The sequence below is a fragment of the Anaerotaenia torta genome (assembly GCF_050433395.1).
Classification (GTDB): domain Bacteria; phylum Bacillota; class Clostridia; order Lachnospirales; family Lachnospiraceae; genus Mobilitalea; species Mobilitalea torta.
This window is the reverse complement of the sequence record NZ_JBNPXH010000008.1, coordinates 177903-198124: the sequence shown is the minus strand read 5'-3', so window position 1 is coordinate 198124 and position 20222 is coordinate 177903. Positions and strand designations below refer to the sequence as shown.

Below are 20222 nucleotides of genomic sequence, written 5' to 3'. Positions count from 1 at the left end.
TTTTGATAGAGGTAATTATTCTTTTACTACTTGCACTATAATGGTTTCTGCCGCTGTATTGCCTGCATAATCGGTAACGGTTAATGCAACATTATATTCCCCTGCGGTGGTAGTATCCAGTTCGGACAGATCTGCGCTTACCGTTCCCTTGATGTCAAGGCCGTCCTTATCGGCTGCTGTCTCCACAAAGTCATCCTTCCAGTTAATCTGCGCGGTATCTTCATTCAGCTTAATGGTTCTGTAAGCATCCGCCGCCTTTACCACCAGGGTCGGAGGTGTTGTGTTATTACCGTCATAGATGACAACCGACTTGCTGTCCGTACCCTCGTTGCCGGCTGCATCCTGAATCGTGTAGTGCAGCTTGCCGTCATATTTGCCGACGGTATTAAAATCAATCTCGCTATAGTCAACAACCGCATTGGCCATATCCAGTTCACCATCCAGATTGTCGGCAGCCGTATTGTACTGCTTCCAGTCAATGGCAGCGGGATCGGTACCTGCTGCAAATTCAAGCTTCGGACCTTCTACCGTAGTAAATTTGGGTTTAACATTATCGATGATTTCGGCACTGCTTAAAACTCCGGAATAATTGCTCATCAGGTCATTAATCTCATTCATCCTGGCCTCTGCCTGAACAGCATATTTGGGAGAGCCGTTCACTCCATACAGGGAATAGCCAAGAATGTCATGGCTCCACAGGTCATAGATACCGGCCATCTTGCCGTAGTCGTTCACCGGAATATTCTTATCCTCACTGAGATACTGGAAGGCCTTGAAGATATTAGCGCCGTATTCCTCGTTAGTGATATCCAGGTTCAGACGTACTGCCGCATTTCTGATGGACGCATCCGACTTGATATAATCCATGGCCTTGTCGGAATTAGCCATTTTCTTATGATAAGAGGAGGTGTACTCCTTGAATACCTTGATGGCCAGCTCTGCCTTCTCCTTGGAAACGCCCTTGGGGATTGCATAGCAGTCTGTTGCATCATTCAGCTGACGGTAGCTGGGATCGTCCGCCGCAACACCGTCCGGTCTGGGGAAGGGAACATAACCCATAGCATCACCGCGGTCCGCAAACTGTCCAACCATGTCTCCGGCCAGCCACTGTGGCAGGTTAACGAATGCGGAATGACCCCACTGGAATCTCCAGGTATCCATCAGACCCACTACATCCGCATTGCCGTTATATTGATTTTCGCTGAACATCAGGCCCTTCTGAATAAGGCTGTCAATGAAGGAAACCGCCACCTTAGCCTGCTCCGTATTCATACCGAGACCGTTGTCCCCGTATACCTCACCGCCGTTAGCATAGATCGCATAAAGAGCGGCTGAACGGTAATCCGTCTGATATGCACGGTATCCGTCCCATTCCTGCTTGAAATGATCGTTGATCTTCTGCAGATAATCTTCAAATACGCTCCAGGTCCAGTTGCCTTCTGCAAAATAATCGGCAGGATATTTGGTCTTACCATCCACCTTCAGAGCTTCTACCTTTTTGATCATCCCGATGTTATAGCACAGGAGCTCATTTCCTCCGAATCTCATGACATTGTTAAGGAAATAGTTATGTCCGTATACCTTGCCCCAGTACATCCAGGAATCATCCGGATCAGAGAACAGATCCGCATATTCATCAATGGGCTGCAGAACGTTCTGAGCCAGGATCTGCCCCTGGGAACCGTTGGTAACTCTTACGATATCCGCAATGGGATCACCCGCAAGGACGGACTGCAGAATGCACTCGGTCAGATCGGTGGGATACTGAACGAATTCAATCTTGGCATTTAATTTCTCCAGCACCTGCTGCTCCGCATACCTTCTCGCATTCAGTTCCTCTTCACCCAGTGAAGATTCCCCGGTTACAGGATCCATAAAATTGGTGTCCATCTCACGGCTCCAGTTATGTCCCCATTTAATAACCACCGGTTCTCCCGAAGGAACCTCGGCATCGGACGAACCGCCGTCATCCGCGGCGGCATTGGTAGGGGCCGCCGTCGGTGTCGTGTTGTCATTGTCCGAACCGTTGCTTGCTTTGCAGCCGGTCAATACAATTATGAGACATAACAACAGACTTAAAACTTTACTTCTTTTCTTCATAATGATCCTCCCTTAAAATTTTTTACATAAAGAAAATTAAAACATCTCTTTCTTCATTTCTCATTAAATGGGCTGCCATACCAACTTTATCGAAATATGGCATATTACTATATTGCACAAACAGCGCAGATTCACCCATCCAAAGAATTTCCTATCTTTTAAGCAGAATAAAATCCTTTGGTTATTTCATTTTTCTCTTTTCAACTCATTTGGACGTCTTTTGACACATAGGATAAGATATAATTTAGCCAGAATAAGCCAATTCCAAAAAGATAAAAATAGGTATTTTGCACATATAATTTATACAATAAGCATTTTTAACCAACTAGCATCTACATTTGATATTGTTTATTGTACATTTTGAAGTATATCGTGTTGAGCCCCAATAGTAAATAGAAATTTGCTAGATTTATATGGAATAATGCTAGATTTCTGCCGCCAACATTGGATTTCTTCTTGTAATAACAGACAGATCGGATATAATGAAATTGTAGAAGGAAGATAGGAGTGTGAACTTATGGATAAACACATTGCTGATAATCTGCAGCATACCGACCTATACGTATACCAATGCGGGTCAGAGCCCTGCCCCAACGGTCATGCCTACGGCCCTGCTGTCAGGGACCATTACTTAATCCATTACATCCATAGCGGAAAAGGAATTTTTAAGATCGGCAATCAAATCTACAATCTAAAAGCAGGCTCCGGCTTTCTCATATGCCCGGATATTATCACCTATTATAAAGCGGATGATGAGGATCCCTGGCATTACTCTTGGATCGGATTTCATGGAATTAAGGCAGAATCCTATCTTAAGGATGCGAATCTCGCCCTGGATAATCCCATATTCCATTATGAAGAGGATGATTTTATTGAGACATGCTTCTCAGAAATGAATAATGCATATTATCTGAAACGAGGCGGGGAGGTTCAGAGACTGGCTTATCTTTATCTCTTTCTGAACAAGCTGATTCAATTGAATCCGGAGGGCTTATATTATGACTCAGCCGACAGCCGCAGAGATGCCTATATCACCCAGGCCCTGCAATTTATTGAAATGAATTACTCCAGAAAGATTACCATCGATTCTATCTCCAGACATGTGGGATTAAACAGAAGCTATTTCAATTCCATCTTCAAAAATGCCATGAATATTACACTCCAGGAATATCTCATTGAATTCCGAATACGAAAGGCCTGCGAGCTTTTACCCAACCCCAATCTCACCATCGGGAATATCTCCCGCTCCGTGGGATACAACGACCCCCTCCTCTTCTCTAAAATATTCAAGCAGGTAAAGGGCTCGACACCCAGCGATTACCGGAATATCCTGCAGGAGAGCTTTCGGGCAAAATATGCAGATCTTATGGTAAGTACCAGCGAATAAGGGGTTAAAGCGCAGCTATGGCTGCCGACAGATGCCATACGTTGTTAACAACGTATTCTCCCCATTGCAGGGGGGCAATCTGCGGCAGCCTTAAACTTTTTCCTTTACTCTTTACTTCCGATGTTTTACTTGTCCTTCTTCTTTCTACGCTCCCAGTACTTCTTCTTCCTTCTCTTCCTTCAGGCTCTGCATCTCAAGCTGTGCCGTAACCAGCTTATAGTAGAGTCCTTTCTTCTCCATGAGCTCATTATGGGTGCCCACCTCAGCGATATTATGGCCGTCGATAACCACCAGCCGGTCTGCCCCGTGCAGTGTGGACAGACGGTGTGCAATGGCAAATGTGGTTCTTCCCTCCGTCAGGCGCTCCAGGGCCTTCTGGATCAGATATTCGCTCTCCGTATCCAGACTGGAGGTAGCCTCGTCCAGTATCAGCAGCCTGGGATTATTGAGAATAGCCCTGGCAATGGCAATTCGCTGGCGTTCCCCGCCGGAGAGACTGTGCCCGTGCTCTCCCACATAGGTGTTATAGCCGTCGGGCGTCTTGCAGATGAAATCATGAGCATTGGCCATCTTCGCCGCCCGGATAATCTCCTCCTGGGTGGCATCCGGCTTGGCAAAGCGAATGTTGTTGTAGATGGTTCCGGAGAACAGGAAGGTTTCCTGAAGCACCACGCCCAGCTGGGAATGATACTTTTCAATCTCCAGGTCATTGATATTATAGCCGTCGATGAGAATTTCCCCGTCGTCCGCCTCATAGAGGTGCATGATCAGATTGATCATGGTGGATTTTCCTGTGCCGGAGGCACCTACCAAACCAATCATCTCTCCCTGCTTCACCTTCAGGTTAATCTTCTCCAGAACCGGTTCGTAGGATTTATATCCAAAGCTTACATTTCTGAATTCCACATCACCCTTTACCTTATGGCTGATGGCATTTTCCTTGTTGGTGATTAGGGGCTCTTCATCCATGACATCGCAGATACGCTCCAGGCTGGTCACCATCTGGGTGATCATTCTTGGCAGATGGGTCATCCAGCCAAGAGGCCCGTAGAGCATCCAGGCATAGGAGCTGAATTGGGTCAGCGTTCCCAGGGTCATCTCCCCGTCCAGGATACTGCGGCCGCCAAGGTACAGGACAAAGTAGATACCCATGCTCATAACGAAGGTAAGCGCCGGATAGAGGGAAGCCCAGAAGATCTCATTCCTCTGCTGAACCGCCGCGTATTCCTCACTAAGACGATCAAACTTCTCCGATTCCGCCTGCTCCTTGCCGAAGGATTTGACCACTCGCATGCCGGAGATTACATCCTGGAGCGAGCTGTTGATCTTATCGCTCTTTATCCATTGCAAATGGAAACGCCGGTGGATATTCTTGCGAAAGGCAGTGGAGATGATAAATACCACAGGCAGGAAGACAACCGATACCAGGGTCATGGTCACATCTATGCTGAACATAATGCTGATGGCGCCCACCATAACCATGATATGGGAGAACATGTGGCCGAAGCCTTCCTGCATGAACCGCTGTATCATCCTGGTATCCTGGGACACCCGGTTCATCAGCTCACCGGGGCGTTTATCCGTGATAAAGGACAGGGTCAGCTCTTGAATCTTATGATACATCTTCCGGCGGATATCCATGCTAAGCCTTGCACCCAGGGATACAAACCACCAGTTCTTGAGCACCTCGGTGACAATCAGCGCCGCGGTCAGCGCCAGCATAACTCCCACGAAGACCAGAACCTCCCGGAGGGTTCCGGAACCGGTTGTAAGGGTATTGTCTATATAGTTCTTTTGGTATACCGGAAAGTACAGATGAAATACTGCCGTACCGCCGGAAAGCAGACACATGATCAGCAGTCCCAGCTTATAGTCCTTCACCAGCCCCCAGAACTTGGACAGCGTTACCAGCCTGCCGTCACATTTGGGACATTTTCTTGTACCCGGCAAGGCCCTGCCGCATTTGAGACAGGTCTTCTCTCTCTCCTTGGCATCTATGGGCCTGTTATTCCTATCCCGAAGCCGTTCCGCCCCCTTTGCCACAAAGGAAACTCTGGTCAGATGATGCATGGAAAAACGGACCACCCGCATCTCGTAATTCTTATTATATTCCTTGATCAACAGGATGCCGTTATTCACCAGCGGTTCGCATTTAATCTTCTCCAGCTGCTGCAGCTCCCATTCATAATCAATCCGGTCACCCGCCGTGATGAAGAGACGCCTGGGCGTAACCACAATGTATCCCGTATCTCCGAAATGTTCCTCTTTTGAGATATCATAAGGAACACAGTATCTGATATCCTCACCGGGGTCCAGGGAAAGAACCCCTCTGACAGATCCCGGCAATTCAAATAATAGCTCCATACTTAAACGATCCTTTCTGTATGAAATGCTTCCAAGGCAAGCTCCGCCAATACCATTCCGTTAAGACGGCGGCGCTCTGCCATGTCACTTTTGCTTGCCCTGCCTCGTGCCCCCAAATTACAGGAACATATCCAGTTTCTTCAGCTCCGGTGCGGTCAGCCTTGTCACATCCGGGACCTCAAAACGGTTTCCGTCCAGATCCGTGATCATCAGACGGGTATCGGACAGGTTCACCACCGAACCTCCGCCCATATGGATCGTGAAACGGCAGGCACCATGATCCGTCAGCACATCAAAATAAGCAAAGCCATATTCATCCTTGATGTCGATAATCTTCTCAATCTTCGGCGTGAAATAGCGCAGGCGGATCTGTTCCTCCAGCATCTCCCTGGTTTCTTTGGAGACATCCTTCTTTAAGCTCTTGATGATCCCGATCTCCTTTGCCTTCTCATCCGGCTCCCGGATGGAAATATAAGCATCGGGATCCGTAAAGGGAAAGGACTGGTGCACCTGCACTCTGGGATAGCTTTCTCCTTCTATCTCAAGGGATACAAAGCCCCCCTCTGTACGCCGGAATACTGCATTCTCCTTAGTTATGAAACGCAGCCGCAGCATCTCCTGTGTTTCCTTCTCCATCATCTCTAAATCAAACTCCTCCGGGTCGGCACCGTCCTTCGTTCCCCCGGCAGGCATGTTGTTTATCTTATCTGGCATCTCTAAACTCCTCCTTACTCTCTTCCCTCATTATTCAATACCGCGAAGAGCTAAAGCCTTCGTTTGCAGCTCCTTCAGTTTATAATAAGTCCCCTTCTTCTCCACCAGCTGGCTATGGGTTCCCTCTTCGGTGATCTCACCGTTGTCGATGACCACCAGCCGGTCCGCATCGCGCAGCGTGGACAGACGATGGGCGATGGAGATTGTGGTTCTGTCCTTAATAAGTACATTAATGGATGCCTGTATGGCCTTCTCCGTCTCCGTATCCACGGAAGCTGTAGCCTCATCCAGGATCAATATCTTCGGATTCGCCAGAATCGCCCTTGCGATGGAGATTCTCTGCCGCTCACCGCCGGACAGATTTCGGCCGGAAGAGCCGATCACCGTATCATATCCGTCCGGCATCCTGCAGATGAAGTCATGGGCACTGGCAAGGACCGCCGCATTGATAATATCTTCCCTGGAGGCAGACTCATTGGCATATGCAATATTCTCCGCCACGGTTCCCATGAAGATATAGGTCTCCTGTGATACCATGGCTACATTTTTACGCAGATCCCGAAAGGCAATGTCCTTAATATTAATTCCGTCCAGGAAGATCTCTCCCTCCTGGGGATCATACAATCTTGAGATAAGATTAACCAAAGTGGATTTGCCAGCGCCGGAACGTCCTACAATGCCCAGCATCTTTCCTGCTTCAATCTTAAGATTGACCTTCTTAAGAATCGGCTTGTTCGGCTCATATCCAAAGGTTACATTCTTCAGCTCTATGTCCCCGCGGATGGTTTCCATCCGGACCGCATCCGGCTTCTCTGAAATCTCAGGAACCGCATCAATAATCTCATAGATTCGCTGGGCGCTGTTCATGCTGTCCGTAAACCAGCGGAACAGCCAGGACATGAAATCCAGAGGACCATTCAGCTGATTCGCATAGCCTACGAAGGTAACCAGCATACCGAACTCCATATTGGTTCCGGTGATCAGCAGATAGGAACCGAGTCCCCAGATCATCACATTGGCAAGGCGCTCGAAGGTTACATATAAAGCATAGAACTTATTATCAAAGCCTACCAGGGACATCTCCGCACTTCTCACCCTGTTGTTATTCTTGTCAAAACGCTTCAGCTCGCTTTCCTGCTGTCCGAAAGCCTTCACCACCCGGGCGCCCGTCAGGTTGTCATTGAGCCTGGAATTCATGGCCCGTTCGGCCCTGTGCCGCCTTCCGTAGAACTGCCACAGGCGGGGCATCAGCCGAAAGCTGATGGTGAAGATAAGCGGCACGAAGATAAGGGTCAGAAGCGCCAGTCTCCAGTTCATCCAGAACATCACGGCCGCCGTAGCCGCGATGGACAAAAGATTGATCACCAGGTACGGAAGTCCGTCAACAAAGAACCCGGTCACACGTTCCGCATCACTTAACACACGGGTCATAAGACTGCCCGTCTGACGTTTGTTGTAAAAGCTGATAGAAAGCTTGCCCATGGAACGAAATACATGGGTCTTCATCTCCTTGACTACTTTAAAAACGATGGTAGCAGTCAAAATTCCCTGAAGAATACCAATCGCCTGCATGGTAATCCTGGTCAGCAGCATGGTAAGGACGATGAGGCCAAGGGCTGTTACAAACTTTATCCCAGGCAGTCCCAGCATCTGCAGGAAGTGCTCATCCCTTGCCAAAATCCTGTCATACAGAATCGTACCGCTAAAATAAGGCCACACCAGATTAAGCCCCGCGATAGCGATATAACAAATAACCATAATTGCCAGCTTTAATTTATACGGCGCAAAGTAAGAGAGAGACCGTAAGAATACGGAACGCCGGTCCATACATTTGGGACAGATCCTGCGTTCTTTATCCGGGTACATGGTACCGCACTTGGGACAGTACTCCTCCTGATCCTCCGTTGCCAGATCCTCCTCCGTCAGAGCTCCCTTCTCCTTCAATACGTCAAAAAGCTTTACGATATGAAGCATATCCCCCACTCTCATATTCGTAAATGCCGCCAGCTGGATATCCGGCACACTTCCCGGATTATCCTTCTTCGAGGTGGAATAGAGAACACCTCCGCACACCGTCCGAAGTACATCCAGCCGTTCCAATTCCTCTGCCGGATAAAAGCTTGCCGCCCATGTCTTCTCCGTCCGGAGCCCCGTCTCACGAAGGCTTCCCGCCCCCTTAAACTGGTATACCTCCGTACGGTCCGGTTCCGAAGCCAGCACAACCAGCTTCTTCTGTGTCAATACCACATAACCTCTTGCAAATTCCCCCTCCAGATTCATGTCCGTCTCTGCGTACGCTGCAATGTCCGCCTTGTTCACCTGGTAGCCTTCCAGAAGCTTTATCACTCCCGAAGGCATCTCCTTCTTTTTGTTCAATTTCATCACCCCTGCGATTTGTCAGTTGCTCCTCCAACAAATAATTTATTGTTATGTAATTAACAGCACCACCTATGATACCACATTCTCTCATTTTTTACCATGGGTAAAATAAAATTTCCGAAAATTTGTTCGTATTTTGTTTACGGTACAGAGTGCAATATCAGTAAGTTAGGCCAGGAGCACTCCGCCAAGTCACTTTTGCGCTGACCGTCTGAGTGCATCTTGTGAAGCAGAGCGTTCTGAACGCACGAAGGTAAGGCAAGCAAAAGTGACTTGGCGGAGTGCTCCTGGCCTAACTTACTGACATTGCACTCTGTGCTGTAACGTATTTAAACTTTTAATCTCCCGGACCAGCTTCTGATTGCCAACGGAATGCAGAGAATTCCAAACAAAATCGGAACAGTCATCAGCAGATAAGGCGACCATATTATTTTCCCTAAAACATGATATATATTTGTTCTAAAAATATCCGCCGGACTTCCCACCAGGGGCAGCAAATCCAACGCCTTCTGTGCCCACAGCGGAAGATACTCCGTAATCATCATGGGAAGATACACAACTGCCATACTAAGAAGCACCGCAGTAACATTGCTTTTCACAGCTGCGGATATCAGCATAACCACCCCTGCAAATCCAATCGCCCCCAGCAAAAGAAAGGCATACTCATAAATTTCTGCCTGAAGCATAGTCATCGGTGCGATAGCAATCAATTTGATATTTTGAACAGGCATATTCCATCCTGCTGTTCCCATAAAAAATAATTGCGACACTACATTGCCGGCGATAAGCAGGATGAATAATTCCAGAGTAAATGCCAGACCGGCGAAAATCTTAGCATAGGCCAGCCTTTCCCATCCATTCTTTGTCGTCAGCACCAGGGAACCGGTATTATCATGCCACTCCCCCGCAAATACCGTTGACAGAATAATCGCAAGAAACACCGCTGCTACCATCCCCATATCCGCAATGGCATTTCCAAGAAGCTGTGACCAGCCTTCTACCCATTCATAGCGGAAGGGTTCCCGCACTTTTTCATTGATCCGTAATAAATATTCTCTCTCTTCCCCTGTCTGCCCGCTGATCTCCAGAAAATCCTCGATTTTCTGCCGGCGTCTCTCATAAAAGCCCGTAAGTTGTTCTGGTTTCACATAGCTTATCATTAATTGATAGACGCCCGGATCTTCCAGCTCCGGCCACAAGGCCTTCAGCCAGCTGTTTACTGTGATCCAGTCGGTCTTTTTCAGCTCCTCTTCCTTTCCGGCAGCCTCTATTCTCTGATAGTCCCTTACCAGCTGCCGCAATTTTTCATCCGTTAAATCTCCGCCCCTTTCCTTCCCGTACTCCTGCAGGTTTCTTATATTGGAGTATCCGTCGAAATTGTTGCCAAACCCACTGGAATAATTAGAGCTGCCATGAGAAAACCATTGATAGGAAAGGACGCTCCCAAATATAACAATAATAAGGAAGCATAGAAAAACGCTGATTCTGACAATTTTTCTTCTCCATATTTTTTTGTGTTCTAATACAAATAACTCCATTGCTATCTCACTCCTTCCTCTGACGGAAAATAGTATAAATATAAGTCTTCTAAGGATGCTTCGCATGGAATTGCCTGCTCTGCCGGCAGGGAATCGCCTATAATACGGAGCACCATGCTCTTTCCTTCGTGCCGGAGATTGGCCACCGTCGCCTCTGCCTGCCATTTGCGGGCCTCTTCCGGAGACACCTTCAGTTCCCAGACCCTGCCCTCTGCCTTTTTCACCAATTCAGGCACGGTTCCCTGTAATAAGAAATTCCCTTTCTTCATCAGCAATACTTTATCTGCAATTGCTTCTATATCAGATACAATATGGGTGGAAAGAATTATAATCCTGTCCTTTGCATAATCGGACAGCAAATTACGGAAGCGTACTCGTTCCTTGGGATCCAGGCCGGCTGTCGGCTCATCCAGAATCAGCACCTTCGGCTGATTCAGCAATGCCTGTGCGATACCGATTCTCTGTTTCATACCCCCGGAAAAGGTCCTTATCTTCTGGGAAGCCGCCCCCCTCAGATCCACCATATCCAGCAGTTCGTTTGTCCGTTTCCTTGCGGCTTCTCTTGGTATTCCTTTTAATGCGGCAATATACATTAAAAATTCTGAGGCAGTATAATTGGGGTAGCAACCAAAATCCTGAGGAAGGTAACCGAGAAGGTTTCTGTAATCGGCCCCCATATCAATTACATTCCTCCCATCCAGCAATACCTCCCCCGAGGTGGCCTCCAGGATGGCACACAGCATACGCATTAACGTTGTTTTTCCCGCGCCGTTCGCTCCCAGTAATCCATATACTCCGGGGGTTAATGCTGCGCTGACGCAATCTACCGCTATTTTACTTCCATAATGCTTTGTAAGACGGTCAAGAGATAATTCCATACATTCTTCCTTCCTTTCTCATTTCAATAATAAAATGAACCTCTTTTATGAAAAATACAGCAAAAAACAGGAGCGCAATGATCCAAATTCCCATCGCCGAGGTTTCATACAGCCAGGGCAGCACCTTTGCCGATACTCCCCAGCAAGCGCAGGAACCAAGGGTAATAAACAGAGCCGGGACAGTGCTCTCTCTCCTGCACAGCCTGGCACAGCGCAGCATCAAAACCATACAGACTAAATATGGCACCAGCGAATATAAAATCATTTGTCCGACCTCCTTGACGGAGTTTTGTAAGCGCAGCTCCAGGCAGAATAACACCGTCATACAGACCAGATTCGATGCGCCTGCCAGTATTAGCTTTGCAAGGATGATCTGCGCGCCGGATGCCCTGGTGGCCGCTTCTATCTCACACATTCCACAGGTCTGACTACGAAACAATACCGGGATAACCGCCAATGCAAACAACGGCATAAAGATTGGTATGTTTTCAGGAATATCCGCTATTGTTGAAATTCCCAGGCAGACCAGAAGCAGTGTAAGCCCCTGTAATCCAAATACCCTGGCGCCTTCAAAGCGAAACACATCGGATAAATAGCCCCAGAACCCCGTTCTCTTTTCCTCCGGTAATACGGAAAATTCGCGCATAATTGTAATACATAATGCTATTGTTTCCTCCATCCTTTCTGGTTCCGGGGATTCCCTCAAGGATTGATGCAAGGATTCCTTCCACTCTTTACCTCTCATAGCCTTGCTCCTTTCTCATAATCTTTAACCCGTTTCTGACCCTGCTTTGCGCCGTTCGCATGGTGCATCCCATCACTTTTGCTATTTCCAGATAGCCCAGCTGCTCTACAAATCTCAGAAGAATTGCTTCCTTTTGCTCCGGTGACAGATTTTTCAATAAATAATTCATCTCTTCCCTGTCTTCAATTTGAACCAGCTCATTACATTCCTTCGCCCAATTTTTATTATTTTCTAATTCCAATGGATAACACCGGGCTTTTCTGCTTTCATCAATGCACAGGTGATTTGCAATGGTATATAAATATGCTTTAAAACATTTCCCACTATATTGCGGTAAGCTTTTAAACAGCCTGAAAAAGGTTTCCTGGGTCAGGTCTTCTGCTTTTTCCATGTTGAAGCAGTGCCGCCGGCAATATCGCAAAATGGACGCATAATAACGTTTTATCAGCTCCTCCGCGGCATTCTCATCTCCTGCTTTTATTTGTTTCAGTAATTCATCATCCTTCACACACGCCCCGCTCCTTTCCCGCAAACTTTTCTTTCCCTGCTTATCGCACCATTTTTTATACTTGTCTCTCTATTAAGAACGGATCAAGAGCCTAAAATGATCAAATAATTTTATTTTTGTTTTGAGTTTTTTCAATCCTTTCATAAAGAAGTGGAATGGTTCACGATTTCATAGTAAAATAAAGCTGTCAGCGATTTATACCGTATTTGCCAGAAAGGCTGATTACGAAACCACTCAACAACAATTGAAATATGGCATCAATAAAGTTGCTTCATGGGAATTAGACAATAAGATAAGATTAGGGAGAGTTTCATTTTATTAACAGAATGGAGGTATTATCATGAGTTCAACCAGGAGAAGGTATGAAATCGTCCGGGGAAGCGAACAGCTTACGGAGAATGGAGATGTGGTCTTCACCTGCCCGGCAGAGGGACTTGATCTGTGCATCTACAGGAAGGGCAGCAATCTGTCCGGCGCCGATGCGTTGGAGCAATTAAAGTATATCGTAATGGAAGCCAGGGTGCTGGAGGATGCCTCCATGTGTTTTCAGGTGAATGTCTACCGGAATACCCCGGAACCGGATTCTGAATATCATCCGCAGGACGGCACAGCCTCCCGTCAGCTATTCCGGGAAGCCGATCTGCGGATGATCTTCGGCCTTCTGCCCCAGATTGACCTGACGGTTCCCGTCGATCTTAATCTGTTGGACAGCCAGTCCATCTTCCCGCCCAGGACGCCGGGCCGCCTTAAGATGACGGTCTTTGGAAAGCCGATCAAAAAATCGGAGGTTCAGGAGATTCATCTGACCACCATGCCCTACCTTAAGGAACACCGGGTACTGCTTCGCAAGCTTTATCTATCGGCAGACGTGCCTGAGATACAGTTGGAGGACAGGAAGCTCATGGATGAGCTGGGCCAATGGCTTCCGAAGCGCTGGGAGAATAAGCTTGACAGCCGGGAACAGTGCAGCAGACACCTTCAGCAGCTGTCCGATGCGGCAAAGACCTATGACTATTCTTACAGCTACCCGGACTGGGACCAGTATGGAGGATGGACCGGGAAAGCCTTCGACGCAACCGGCTGGTTCCGCACCCAGCACGACGGAAAACGCTGGTGGCTGGTAGACCCGGAGGGCAATGCCTTTCTTTCCACCGGCATTGACTGCCTGCGGACCGGAGAGGAGACCCGCATTGATGTTGTCCGGCAATGGTGCAGCTTCCTTCCTGATAAAAATGGCATCTATCAAGCCGCTTATACCGGGGAGCGCCACCCGGGGCCCGGCATGGAGTTCCTTAACTACGGCATCGCCAACCTGATCACCGCCTTCGGACCGGATGACTGGTGGGCAGAATGGGCACGAATCCTTAAAATGTATCTCTTCCGATGGGGGATTAACACCATCGGCAACTGGTCTGATCTGAATTTTATCCGTTACGCAGGGATGCCCTATGTGCTGCCCCTGGATTCCTACAGCAAGCGCGGTTATCCCTCTACAGACGTGAAGCTTTTCCGGGATTTCCCCGATGTTTATTCCGAGGAGTACGCGACACGCTCTGAGGAATATGCCGACGCCCTGCTGCCCTTCCGGGATGATCCTTATCTCATCGGATATTTTATGCGCAATGAGCCTGCCTGGGCTTTTGTCCACAATCTGAATATTGCCGAGGAGATGCTGGCCAACCCTGAAGCCACCGCCTCCAAAGAAGAATTTATATCCAGGATGGCCTCAAAATACCGGGATATCACTGCCTTTAACGAAGCCTGGAAACTGGAGCTTGCCGGATTCCATGAGTTAAACAGGCCCATTGATCATGCCTGCTCCTTATCCGAAGCGGCAGCAAAGGACCTCGGTGAATTCTCCGTTGCTATGATTACCCGGTATGTGGAGCTTCCTGCAAAGGCCTGCCGCAAAACAGATCCGAATCATCTTAATCTGGGTATGCGGTATGCCTATATTACAGATACCACCCTTCTCAGCGGACACCAGAACTTTGATGTCTTTTCCATCAACAGCTACCAGCATTCCCCCTATAACGAGGTGGAGAGCATCGGCAAATTATTGGATATGCCGGTGATGATCGGTGAATTCCACCACGGCGCTCTGGATATGGGATTAACCGCACATGGTATTAAGGGCGTGTCCGACCAGACCCAGCGGGGCAGGGCTTACCGGTACTATGTGGAGCAAGGCGCCCTCAGCCCTTATTTTCTCGGAGCCCATTATTTCCAGCTGAACGACCAGAGCTGCCTGGGACGCTTTGACGGCGAGAATTACCAGATCGGCGCGGTGGATGTGGCCATGCAGGAATATAAGGAACTGGCCGAAGCGATGAAGGCCTGCCACAGCGGCATCTACGCAGTGGCAAGCGGACTGGCTCCGGCCTATGATACAGTACCTGAATATGTCCCGCCGATTCATTATTAAAAATTTCGATTTATTAAAGCCGACAACGTATTATTAAGATTGCTTTGATGCCGCGGCAAGTCTTCAGCGGTCAAGGCTTACCAGCGTATATGCTCTGCTTCCAAAGCCGATACGCTCCGCATGCTCCAGGGTATGAATTCCATTTCTGGATTCCATGCGTTCAATGAGTGACTTTCCATCCCTGGCGGCATATACCAGATCCACACAAGCCTGATCCAGGGCCACCGGGTCAAGGGAGGCAAGAATGCCGATGTCGCGCATATCCGGTTTAGCCGGATTACCGTCACAATCGCAGTCAACGGATAAATGGTTCATCACGTTAATATAAACGATGCGCTCTCCATGGCCGAGATAATCGGATATAGACTTACCCGCCTCGGCCATAGCTTCCAGAAATGAGTCCTGATCGGCATCCCACCGAATGATTCGGCTGGTTCCTCCGGTGTGAATCCACGCTTTTCCCTCGGATGAGGCAATTCCGATAGCGATATTTTTGATTGCGCCGCCGAAACCGGCCATGGCATGACCTTTGAAATGGGACAGCACAAGGCAGGACTCATAATTTGCGAAGTTTGCTCCCACAAGGTTTTCCTTCAGACGGGCTCCGTCTGCTACGGGCAGCGACAGGGAGCCGTCAGCATCCATAATATCCACATCGGCAATGTCGGTAAAGCCATGGTCTTTTGCCACCTGCAAATGCATCGCCGTACCGGCCCGGGAACCGCCGTAGGCTGTGTTGCACTCCACAATCGTGCCTTTTACCTGCTGTACCAGCTCCTTGATGAGGACAGGAGACAGATAATGGGTGTTCCCAGCCTCGCCGGTGCTGAGCTTTACCGCCACCTTGCCGGCGGGCTGCCATTCCAGCGCTTTATAGGCCGCCATCATTCCCTCCGGCGATATATCGGTGGTCATGTAAACAACCGGGTTATTTTCCAGATTTGTTTTTGAAGCTTTTTGCATTTTGCTTTCCTCGCTTTCATATCGTTGTTATTTGTCAGTTACTCCTGCTTTTCTTCTTCCTTGGAAGGAGCTGCTTTTTTGATGAATTTAGCTGGGACACCTCCCACGATGGTGTTTGCCGGAACATCCTTCGTCACTACCGCACCGGCGGCGACGATGGCTCCGTCCCCAATGGTGACTCCGGCAAGAATGGTGGCATTGGAGCCGATCCACACATTCTTCCCGACCGCAATGGATGCCGGGTGCATGGTGCTCCGGTTTTCCGGTGCAAGGTCATGATTAAGGGTAGCCATGACCACGTTATGCCCGATCAGGGAGCCGTCACCGATGGTAATACCGCCCTGGTCCTGGAACTTACAGCCTGCATTGAGGAACACATTTTTTCCTATGGTGATATTCTTGCCGCAGTCTGTGTAAAAGGGCGGGAACAGGGCAAAGGATTCGTCAATGGGCTTTCCCGTCAGCTTTGACATTAAGCTGCGGATTTCTTCCGGTGTGTGATAGGTATTGTTCAGCTGTGCTGTGATCTGCAGCGCTTCCTGGCTCACTTTATGCATAAAGAGATGGACTTCGGACCCTCCAATCACTGGGCGCCCGTTATTTAGATGATCTAAAAAATCTTTTAATTCCACGTTATCGATCCTCACTTTTCAATATTGGATAAGAGCAAGCTGCTATTTTCCATATTCTAAATTATAGAAAATATTTATTAGTATGTAAAATACTTATAATAAATATTATCTGATGCCTAAAACGTATATTATTTGATCCACGGACTATTAACCTGTATACTTAGTTTTATAGAGCTTTGTTCCAAGCATTAAAGATGTATTATCAACAAGTAATTTTCTTACACAGGAAAGCAGTTCAGACGGACGGCAGCTGTGCAACGAAGTAAAATATAGGGGGGGAAAGAACAGTATGGCAGTTACAAAAGCTACACCTGTGAATTTTCGTGATCTTGGCGGTATGACCGGGTATGCCGGAAAAAGGGTAAAGCCGAACCGGCTGTATCGGGGCGGGCAGCTTTACGAAATGTCCGACCTGGAAAAAAAGGAATTCTGCAGTACCTATCATATTGATACCATTATTGATCTGCGAAACAAGACCGCCTGTGATACGGAGCCCGACGGGGAGATTCCCGGTGTGAGCCAGCATATCTTTGAGGTCATGCAGGATATGAAGGAGCAGTCCCAAATGAATCCCATGTGGTATCAACACGCGGAGGGTACGGATGACTACATGGGTAAAATTTATGCAGGATTTATCACGAACAAGTATGCTAATAAATGCTTTCATGATATTGTAGAGCTCCTCTCCACTCGGACAGAGGGCGGAGCTTACATTCACTGTCATGCCGGGAAAGACCGAACCGGCATTATACTGGCAATTATTCTCACCATCCTGGGTGCCTCCAGGGAGGATATATTGACCGATTATCTGCTTACAATCGAGAGCAGGAAGGAAGAAAATAAGCGGCTGATGAAAGAGGCACGCAAGAGCGGAAAAACGGAGGAAGAAATCCATGCAATGTCGATCTATCTGAGTGTGAGACCGCATTGGCTTGAGACCTCCTTTAACAAAGCCGAAGAGTTGTACGGCTCCTTCATGGCGTATATTGAAAAGGGGATTGGCATCCAGACAGAAACAATGGACCGGATACGCTCGTCTTTCCTTGTATAAATAATGATGCTATTCTATATAAGTACAGCGTGTTCCAATGACCGGAACACGCTGTATTCTTTCATTATCCATGGGTTTTCCTCCTCTCTATAGCATGTTCTATCGCAGATTCATGGTTCTATCGTAGATTAATCATATCACAAACAATTATACCTTTTGAGCATAGTGAAATATCAAATATAAGCATTTTACATATTAATACAGGTTCCATATAATAAAAAAGAAGAAATCATATGTAAAAGTTAGAGTTTCTATAAATAATCAGGAGGAAAACATCATGAAGAAGAATATTGGATCTGTTATTGCCTTATACCCTACGCCCGTTACCGTGGTAGGTGCCATGGTGAACGGAAAACCAAACTGGCTATTGGTAGCCCATGTGGGAATTATGAGCCACGACCGTATTATGATTAGCTGTGCGAAACCACACTACACAAATCAGGGAATCAAAGCCACGGGGGCCGTTTCGGTAAATATTGCGGACGAGGCTCTGCTGCCGAAGGTTGACTATGTTGGCTCCGTCAGCGGCAGCGACACAGATAAGTCCCAAGTCTTTGATTACGAAGTGGGTGCTGCGGGTGCGCCCATCATCAAAGCCGCACCGGTTTCCATGGAGTGCACCGTAGAGCATGTCTATGACACCAATGGCTTTGATAATTTTATTTTGAAAATCGAGAACACCTATGCGGAGGATGGCGTGCTGAACCAAGAAGGCAAACTGGACTATCGCAGGCTAAAGCCTGTCCTGTTTGAAATGCCCACCTATGAGTATCTGCGCACCGGAGAGGTAATCGGTAAGTGCATGAAGATTGAAAAGGAATAGCCTATCAGCAAATGCGGCCTCCATTACGCTGACAGAGGATGAGACGTCTGAGCTGGAGCATCTGGCAGCTCAGACAGGGGTAGATACAAGAGGATCTTGGGAACATCCCATGGATTGAGTTTTTAGCAGGGCAAGGAAGAAAGAAGCGAAACATGAGACGAGTTTTTATATTTATTATAGGATTTGTGCTGGTTCTGGCACTGACTGCCTGCGGTACAGAAGAAGCGAATCCGGGCAGCAGTACATCCATTGCGCCTTCAGAGCAAACACCTGCTGCAGAAGGGGCTGAGCCGACGGCCTCCCCCGGGTTAGAAAAATCCGGCTCAACAGATGAAGCAAATTCAGAGAAATTGAATGCAAATATGCTGGTGGCCTATTTTTCCTGCACCGGAAATACTGCCGCTTTGGCAGAGTATGCGGCGGATATTTTGAATGCAGACCTATATGAGATCGAGGCGGAAGTACCTTATACCAAAGAAGACCTGAACTACAATGACTCTTCCTCCAGATCAATAAAGGAGCAAAAGGATTCTTCTGCAAGACCTGCAATAGCCAGCCAAGCGGAAAACATGGGACAATATGATACCGTGATCTTGGCCTATCCCATTTGGTCGGGACAAGCGCCGAGGATCGTCTCCACATTCCTGGAGAGCTATGATTTTTCCGGGAAGACCATTGTGCCTTTCTGTACCTCAGGCGGCAGCGGCATCGGCTCCAGTGCAACCCGCCTGCATCCACTATGTCCTGACAGTACAAATTGGAAGGACGGTAAACGCTTTGCAGCAGGGACATCCAAAGAGGAGCTGACAGAATGGCTGAACAGTCTGGACCTGGTAATCAAAGCATCATCCAATGCTTCCGCCAGTTCCTTTGACTTGGGTACCGGTAAAAACGGAAAGGCTCCCACAGTCCTGCTCAATAGCGGATACGAGATGCCTGTTGCCGGGATCGGCACCTACAGTCTGACGGGGGATGAATGTGTGAAGTCCATTGCAGCGGCACTGGAAAGCGGTGTTCGATTGATCGACACCGCCTATATGTATCACAATGAGGCAGAAGTCGGCAAAGCGATCCGGCAGTCCGATGTTCCGAGGGAGGAAATCTTTGTAACCACGAAGCTATATCCTAATCAGTTTGATCATGCTGCAGAGGCTATTGATGAAGCGTTGGAAAAGCTGGATGTGGGATACATTGATCTAATGCTGCTGCATCATCCTGGAGAGAGAGATGCCGAGGCGTACAAGGCTATGGAGCAAGCCGTTCAGGACGGTAAAATCCGTTCCATCGGTTTGTCCAACTGGTATATTGAAGAGATGGAAGAATTTTTACCCCAGATCTCCATTGTACCGGCTCTTGTACAGAATGAAATCCATCCCTACTATCAGGAAAACGATGTAATCCCATACATGCATGAAAAGGGTATCGTAATGGAGGGCTGGTATCCGCTGGGCGGCAGGGGGTATACAAAGGAACTGCTGAGCGATGAAACCATTGCAGCCATTGCACAGGCCCACGGCAAATCAGCAGCGCAGGTCATCCTTCGGTGGAATTTGCAAAAGGGCGTGGTGGTCATTCCCGGCTCCAGCAATCCGGACCATATCCTGGAGAATATCTCCCTGTTCGATTTTGAATTAACCGAGGATGAAATGAAGCAGATTAACAGCCTTGACCGCGGAGAAAAGCATGACTGGTATTAAGGGGTGCTTAATGCTCAT

The 20222-nt window shown here is 48.1% G+C and carries 16 protein-coding genes; 6 read left to right on the top strand and 10 right to left on the bottom strand.

The window, feature by feature from the left end; translation table 11 throughout:
• Nucleotides 1-15: 15 nt before the first annotated feature.
• A complete protein-coding gene (locus HNQ56_RS14455) occupies nucleotides 16-2100 on the bottom strand; it encodes a hypothetical protein (RefSeq protein ID WP_429147518.1) in 2085 nt (694 codons plus the stop codon).
• Nucleotides 2101-2617: 517 nt separating this feature from the next.
• On the opposite strand from HNQ56_RS14455, the gene HNQ56_RS14450 reads away from it, so the two are divergent.
• Entirely contained in the window at nucleotides 2618-3487 is an 870-nt protein-coding gene (locus HNQ56_RS14450; RefSeq protein ID WP_429147515.1) for an AraC family transcriptional regulator, read from the top strand.
• Between the two features lie 144 nt (nucleotides 3488-3631).
• On the opposite strand, the gene HNQ56_RS14445 is transcribed toward HNQ56_RS14450, so the two are convergent.
• From HNQ56_RS14445 to HNQ56_RS14415, 7 genes are all read right to left on the bottom strand, one after another.
• Nucleotides 3632-5851 (bottom strand): ABC transporter ATP-binding protein, encoded by a 2220-nt coding sequence (locus tag HNQ56_RS14445; RefSeq protein ID WP_429147512.1) that lies wholly within the window; start codon nucleotides 5849-5851, stop codon nucleotides 3632-3634.
• A gap of 117 nt (nucleotides 5852-5968) precedes the next feature.
• Nucleotides 5969-6565 carry a DUF1854 domain-containing protein gene (locus tag HNQ56_RS14440; protein WP_429147509.1) on the bottom strand — a complete coding sequence of 199 codons (597 nt, stop codon included), beginning with the start codon at nucleotides 6563-6565 and terminating at the stop codon, nucleotides 5969-5971.
• A gap of 30 nt (nucleotides 6566-6595) precedes the next feature.
• Complete coding sequence (locus HNQ56_RS14435; protein WP_429147507.1) at nucleotides 6596-8941, bottom strand: ABC transporter ATP-binding protein; 2346 nt, start codon at nucleotides 8939-8941, stop codon at nucleotides 6596-6598.
• Nucleotides 8942-9273: 332 nt separating this feature from the next.
• Nucleotides 9274-10482 (bottom strand): ABC transporter permease, encoded by a 1209-nt coding sequence (locus HNQ56_RS14430; RefSeq protein ID WP_429147504.1) that lies wholly within the window; start codon nucleotides 10480-10482, stop codon nucleotides 9274-9276.
• Nucleotides 10483-10484: 2 nt separating this feature from the next.
• The gene (locus tag HNQ56_RS14425; protein ID WP_429147501.1) at nucleotides 10485-11360 is read right to left on the bottom strand and encodes an ABC transporter ATP-binding protein; all 876 of its coding nucleotides are present in this window, start codon (nucleotides 11358-11360) and stop codon (nucleotides 10485-10487) included.
• Nucleotides 11344-12006: a hypothetical protein gene (locus HNQ56_RS14420; RefSeq protein ID WP_429147499.1), complete on the bottom strand. Its 663-nt coding sequence runs from the start codon at nucleotides 12004-12006 to the stop codon at nucleotides 11344-11346. The genes HNQ56_RS14425 and HNQ56_RS14420 overlap by 17 nt, the downstream gene beginning before the upstream one ends.
• An 88-nt stretch (nucleotides 12007-12094) precedes the next feature.
• Nucleotides 12095-12613, bottom strand: a complete 519-nt coding sequence (locus HNQ56_RS14415) for an RNA polymerase sigma factor (RefSeq protein WP_429147496.1) — start codon at nucleotides 12611-12613, stop codon at nucleotides 12095-12097.
• Between the two features lie 340 nt (nucleotides 12614-12953).
• On the opposite strand from HNQ56_RS14415, the gene HNQ56_RS14410 reads away from it, so the two are divergent.
• Nucleotides 12954-15038, top strand: a complete 2085-nt coding sequence (locus HNQ56_RS14410; protein ID WP_429147493.1) for a beta-galactosidase — start codon at nucleotides 12954-12956, stop codon at nucleotides 15036-15038.
• A 63-nt stretch (nucleotides 15039-15101) separates the two neighbouring features.
• Here HNQ56_RS14410 and HNQ56_RS14405 read toward each other — a convergent pair whose 3' ends face one another.
• Together HNQ56_RS14405 and HNQ56_RS14400 are read right to left on the bottom strand one after the other, a co-directional pair.
• Entirely contained in the window at nucleotides 15102-16001 is a 900-nt protein-coding gene (locus tag HNQ56_RS14405) for a DUF362 domain-containing protein (RefSeq protein WP_429147490.1), read from the bottom strand.
• Between the two features lie 38 nt (nucleotides 16002-16039).
• Nucleotides 16040-16633: a DapH/DapD/GlmU-related protein gene (locus tag HNQ56_RS14400; RefSeq protein WP_429147488.1), complete on the bottom strand. Its 594-nt coding sequence runs from the start codon at nucleotides 16631-16633 to the stop codon at nucleotides 16040-16042.
• A gap of 289 nt (nucleotides 16634-16922) precedes the next feature.
• Between HNQ56_RS14400 and HNQ56_RS14395 the strand changes: the two genes are divergently transcribed.
• From HNQ56_RS14395 to HNQ56_RS14380, 4 genes are all read left to right on the top strand, one after another.
• On the top strand, nucleotides 16923-17684 hold the full coding sequence (locus tag HNQ56_RS14395; RefSeq protein WP_429147485.1) for a tyrosine-protein phosphatase: 762 nt from the start codon (nucleotides 16923-16925) through the stop codon (nucleotides 17682-17684).
• Between the two features lie 277 nt (nucleotides 17685-17961).
• Nucleotides 17962-18507 carry a flavin reductase family protein gene (locus tag HNQ56_RS14390; protein WP_429147483.1) on the top strand — a complete coding sequence of 182 codons (546 nt, stop codon included), beginning with the start codon at nucleotides 17962-17964 and terminating at the stop codon, nucleotides 18505-18507.
• Nucleotides 18494-18625, top strand: a complete 132-nt coding sequence (locus HNQ56_RS14385; protein ID WP_429147480.1) for a hypothetical protein — start codon at nucleotides 18494-18496, stop codon at nucleotides 18623-18625. Before HNQ56_RS14390 ends, HNQ56_RS14385 begins: the two co-directional genes overlap by 14 nt.
• Before the next feature lie 34 nt (nucleotides 18626-18659).
• Nucleotides 18660-20204 (top strand): flavodoxin, encoded by a 1545-nt coding sequence (locus HNQ56_RS14380; RefSeq protein WP_429147477.1) that lies wholly within the window; start codon nucleotides 18660-18662, stop codon nucleotides 20202-20204.
• Nucleotides 20205-20222 lie beyond the last annotated feature (18 nt).

Coding starts and splice junctions, on each gene's coding strand:
- HNQ56_RS14445 (WP_429147512.1), bottom strand. CDS start 5,851: ATGGAGCTATTATTTGAATTGCCGGGATCTGTCAGAGGGGTTCTTTCC.
- HNQ56_RS14380 (WP_429147477.1), top strand. CDS start 18,660: ATGAGACGAGTTTTTATATTTATTATAGGATTTGTGCTGGTTCTGGCA.
- HNQ56_RS14395 (WP_429147485.1), top strand. CDS start 16,923: ATGGCAGTTACAAAAGCTACACCTGTGAATTTTCGTGATCTTGGCGGT.
- HNQ56_RS14420 (WP_429147499.1), bottom strand. CDS start 12,006: ATGCGCGAATTTTCCGTATTACCGGAGGAAAAGAGAACGGGGTTCTGG.
- HNQ56_RS14455 (WP_429147518.1), bottom strand. CDS start 2,100: ATGAAGAAAAGAAGTAAAGTTTTAAGTCTGTTGTTATGTCTCATAATT.
- HNQ56_RS14450 (WP_429147515.1), top strand. CDS start 2,618: ATGGATAAACACATTGCTGATAATCTGCAGCATACCGACCTATACGTA.
- HNQ56_RS14440 (WP_429147509.1), bottom strand. CDS start 6,565: ATGCCAGATAAGATAAACAACATGCCTGCCGGGGGAACGAAGGACGGT.
- HNQ56_RS14405 (WP_429147490.1), bottom strand. CDS start 16,001: ATGCAAAAAGCTTCAAAAACAAATCTGGAAAATAACCCGGTTGTTTAC.
- HNQ56_RS14430 (WP_429147504.1), bottom strand. CDS start 10,482: ATGGAGTTATTTGTATTAGAACACAAAAAAATATGGAGAAGAAAAATT.
- HNQ56_RS14390 (WP_429147483.1), top strand. CDS start 17,962: ATGAAGAAGAATATTGGATCTGTTATTGCCTTATACCCTACGCCCGTT.
- HNQ56_RS14425 (WP_429147501.1), bottom strand. CDS start 11,360: ATGGAATTATCTCTTGACCGTCTTACAAAGCATTATGGAAGTAAAATA.
- HNQ56_RS14410 (WP_429147493.1), top strand. CDS start 12,954: ATGAGTTCAACCAGGAGAAGGTATGAAATCGTCCGGGGAAGCGAACAG.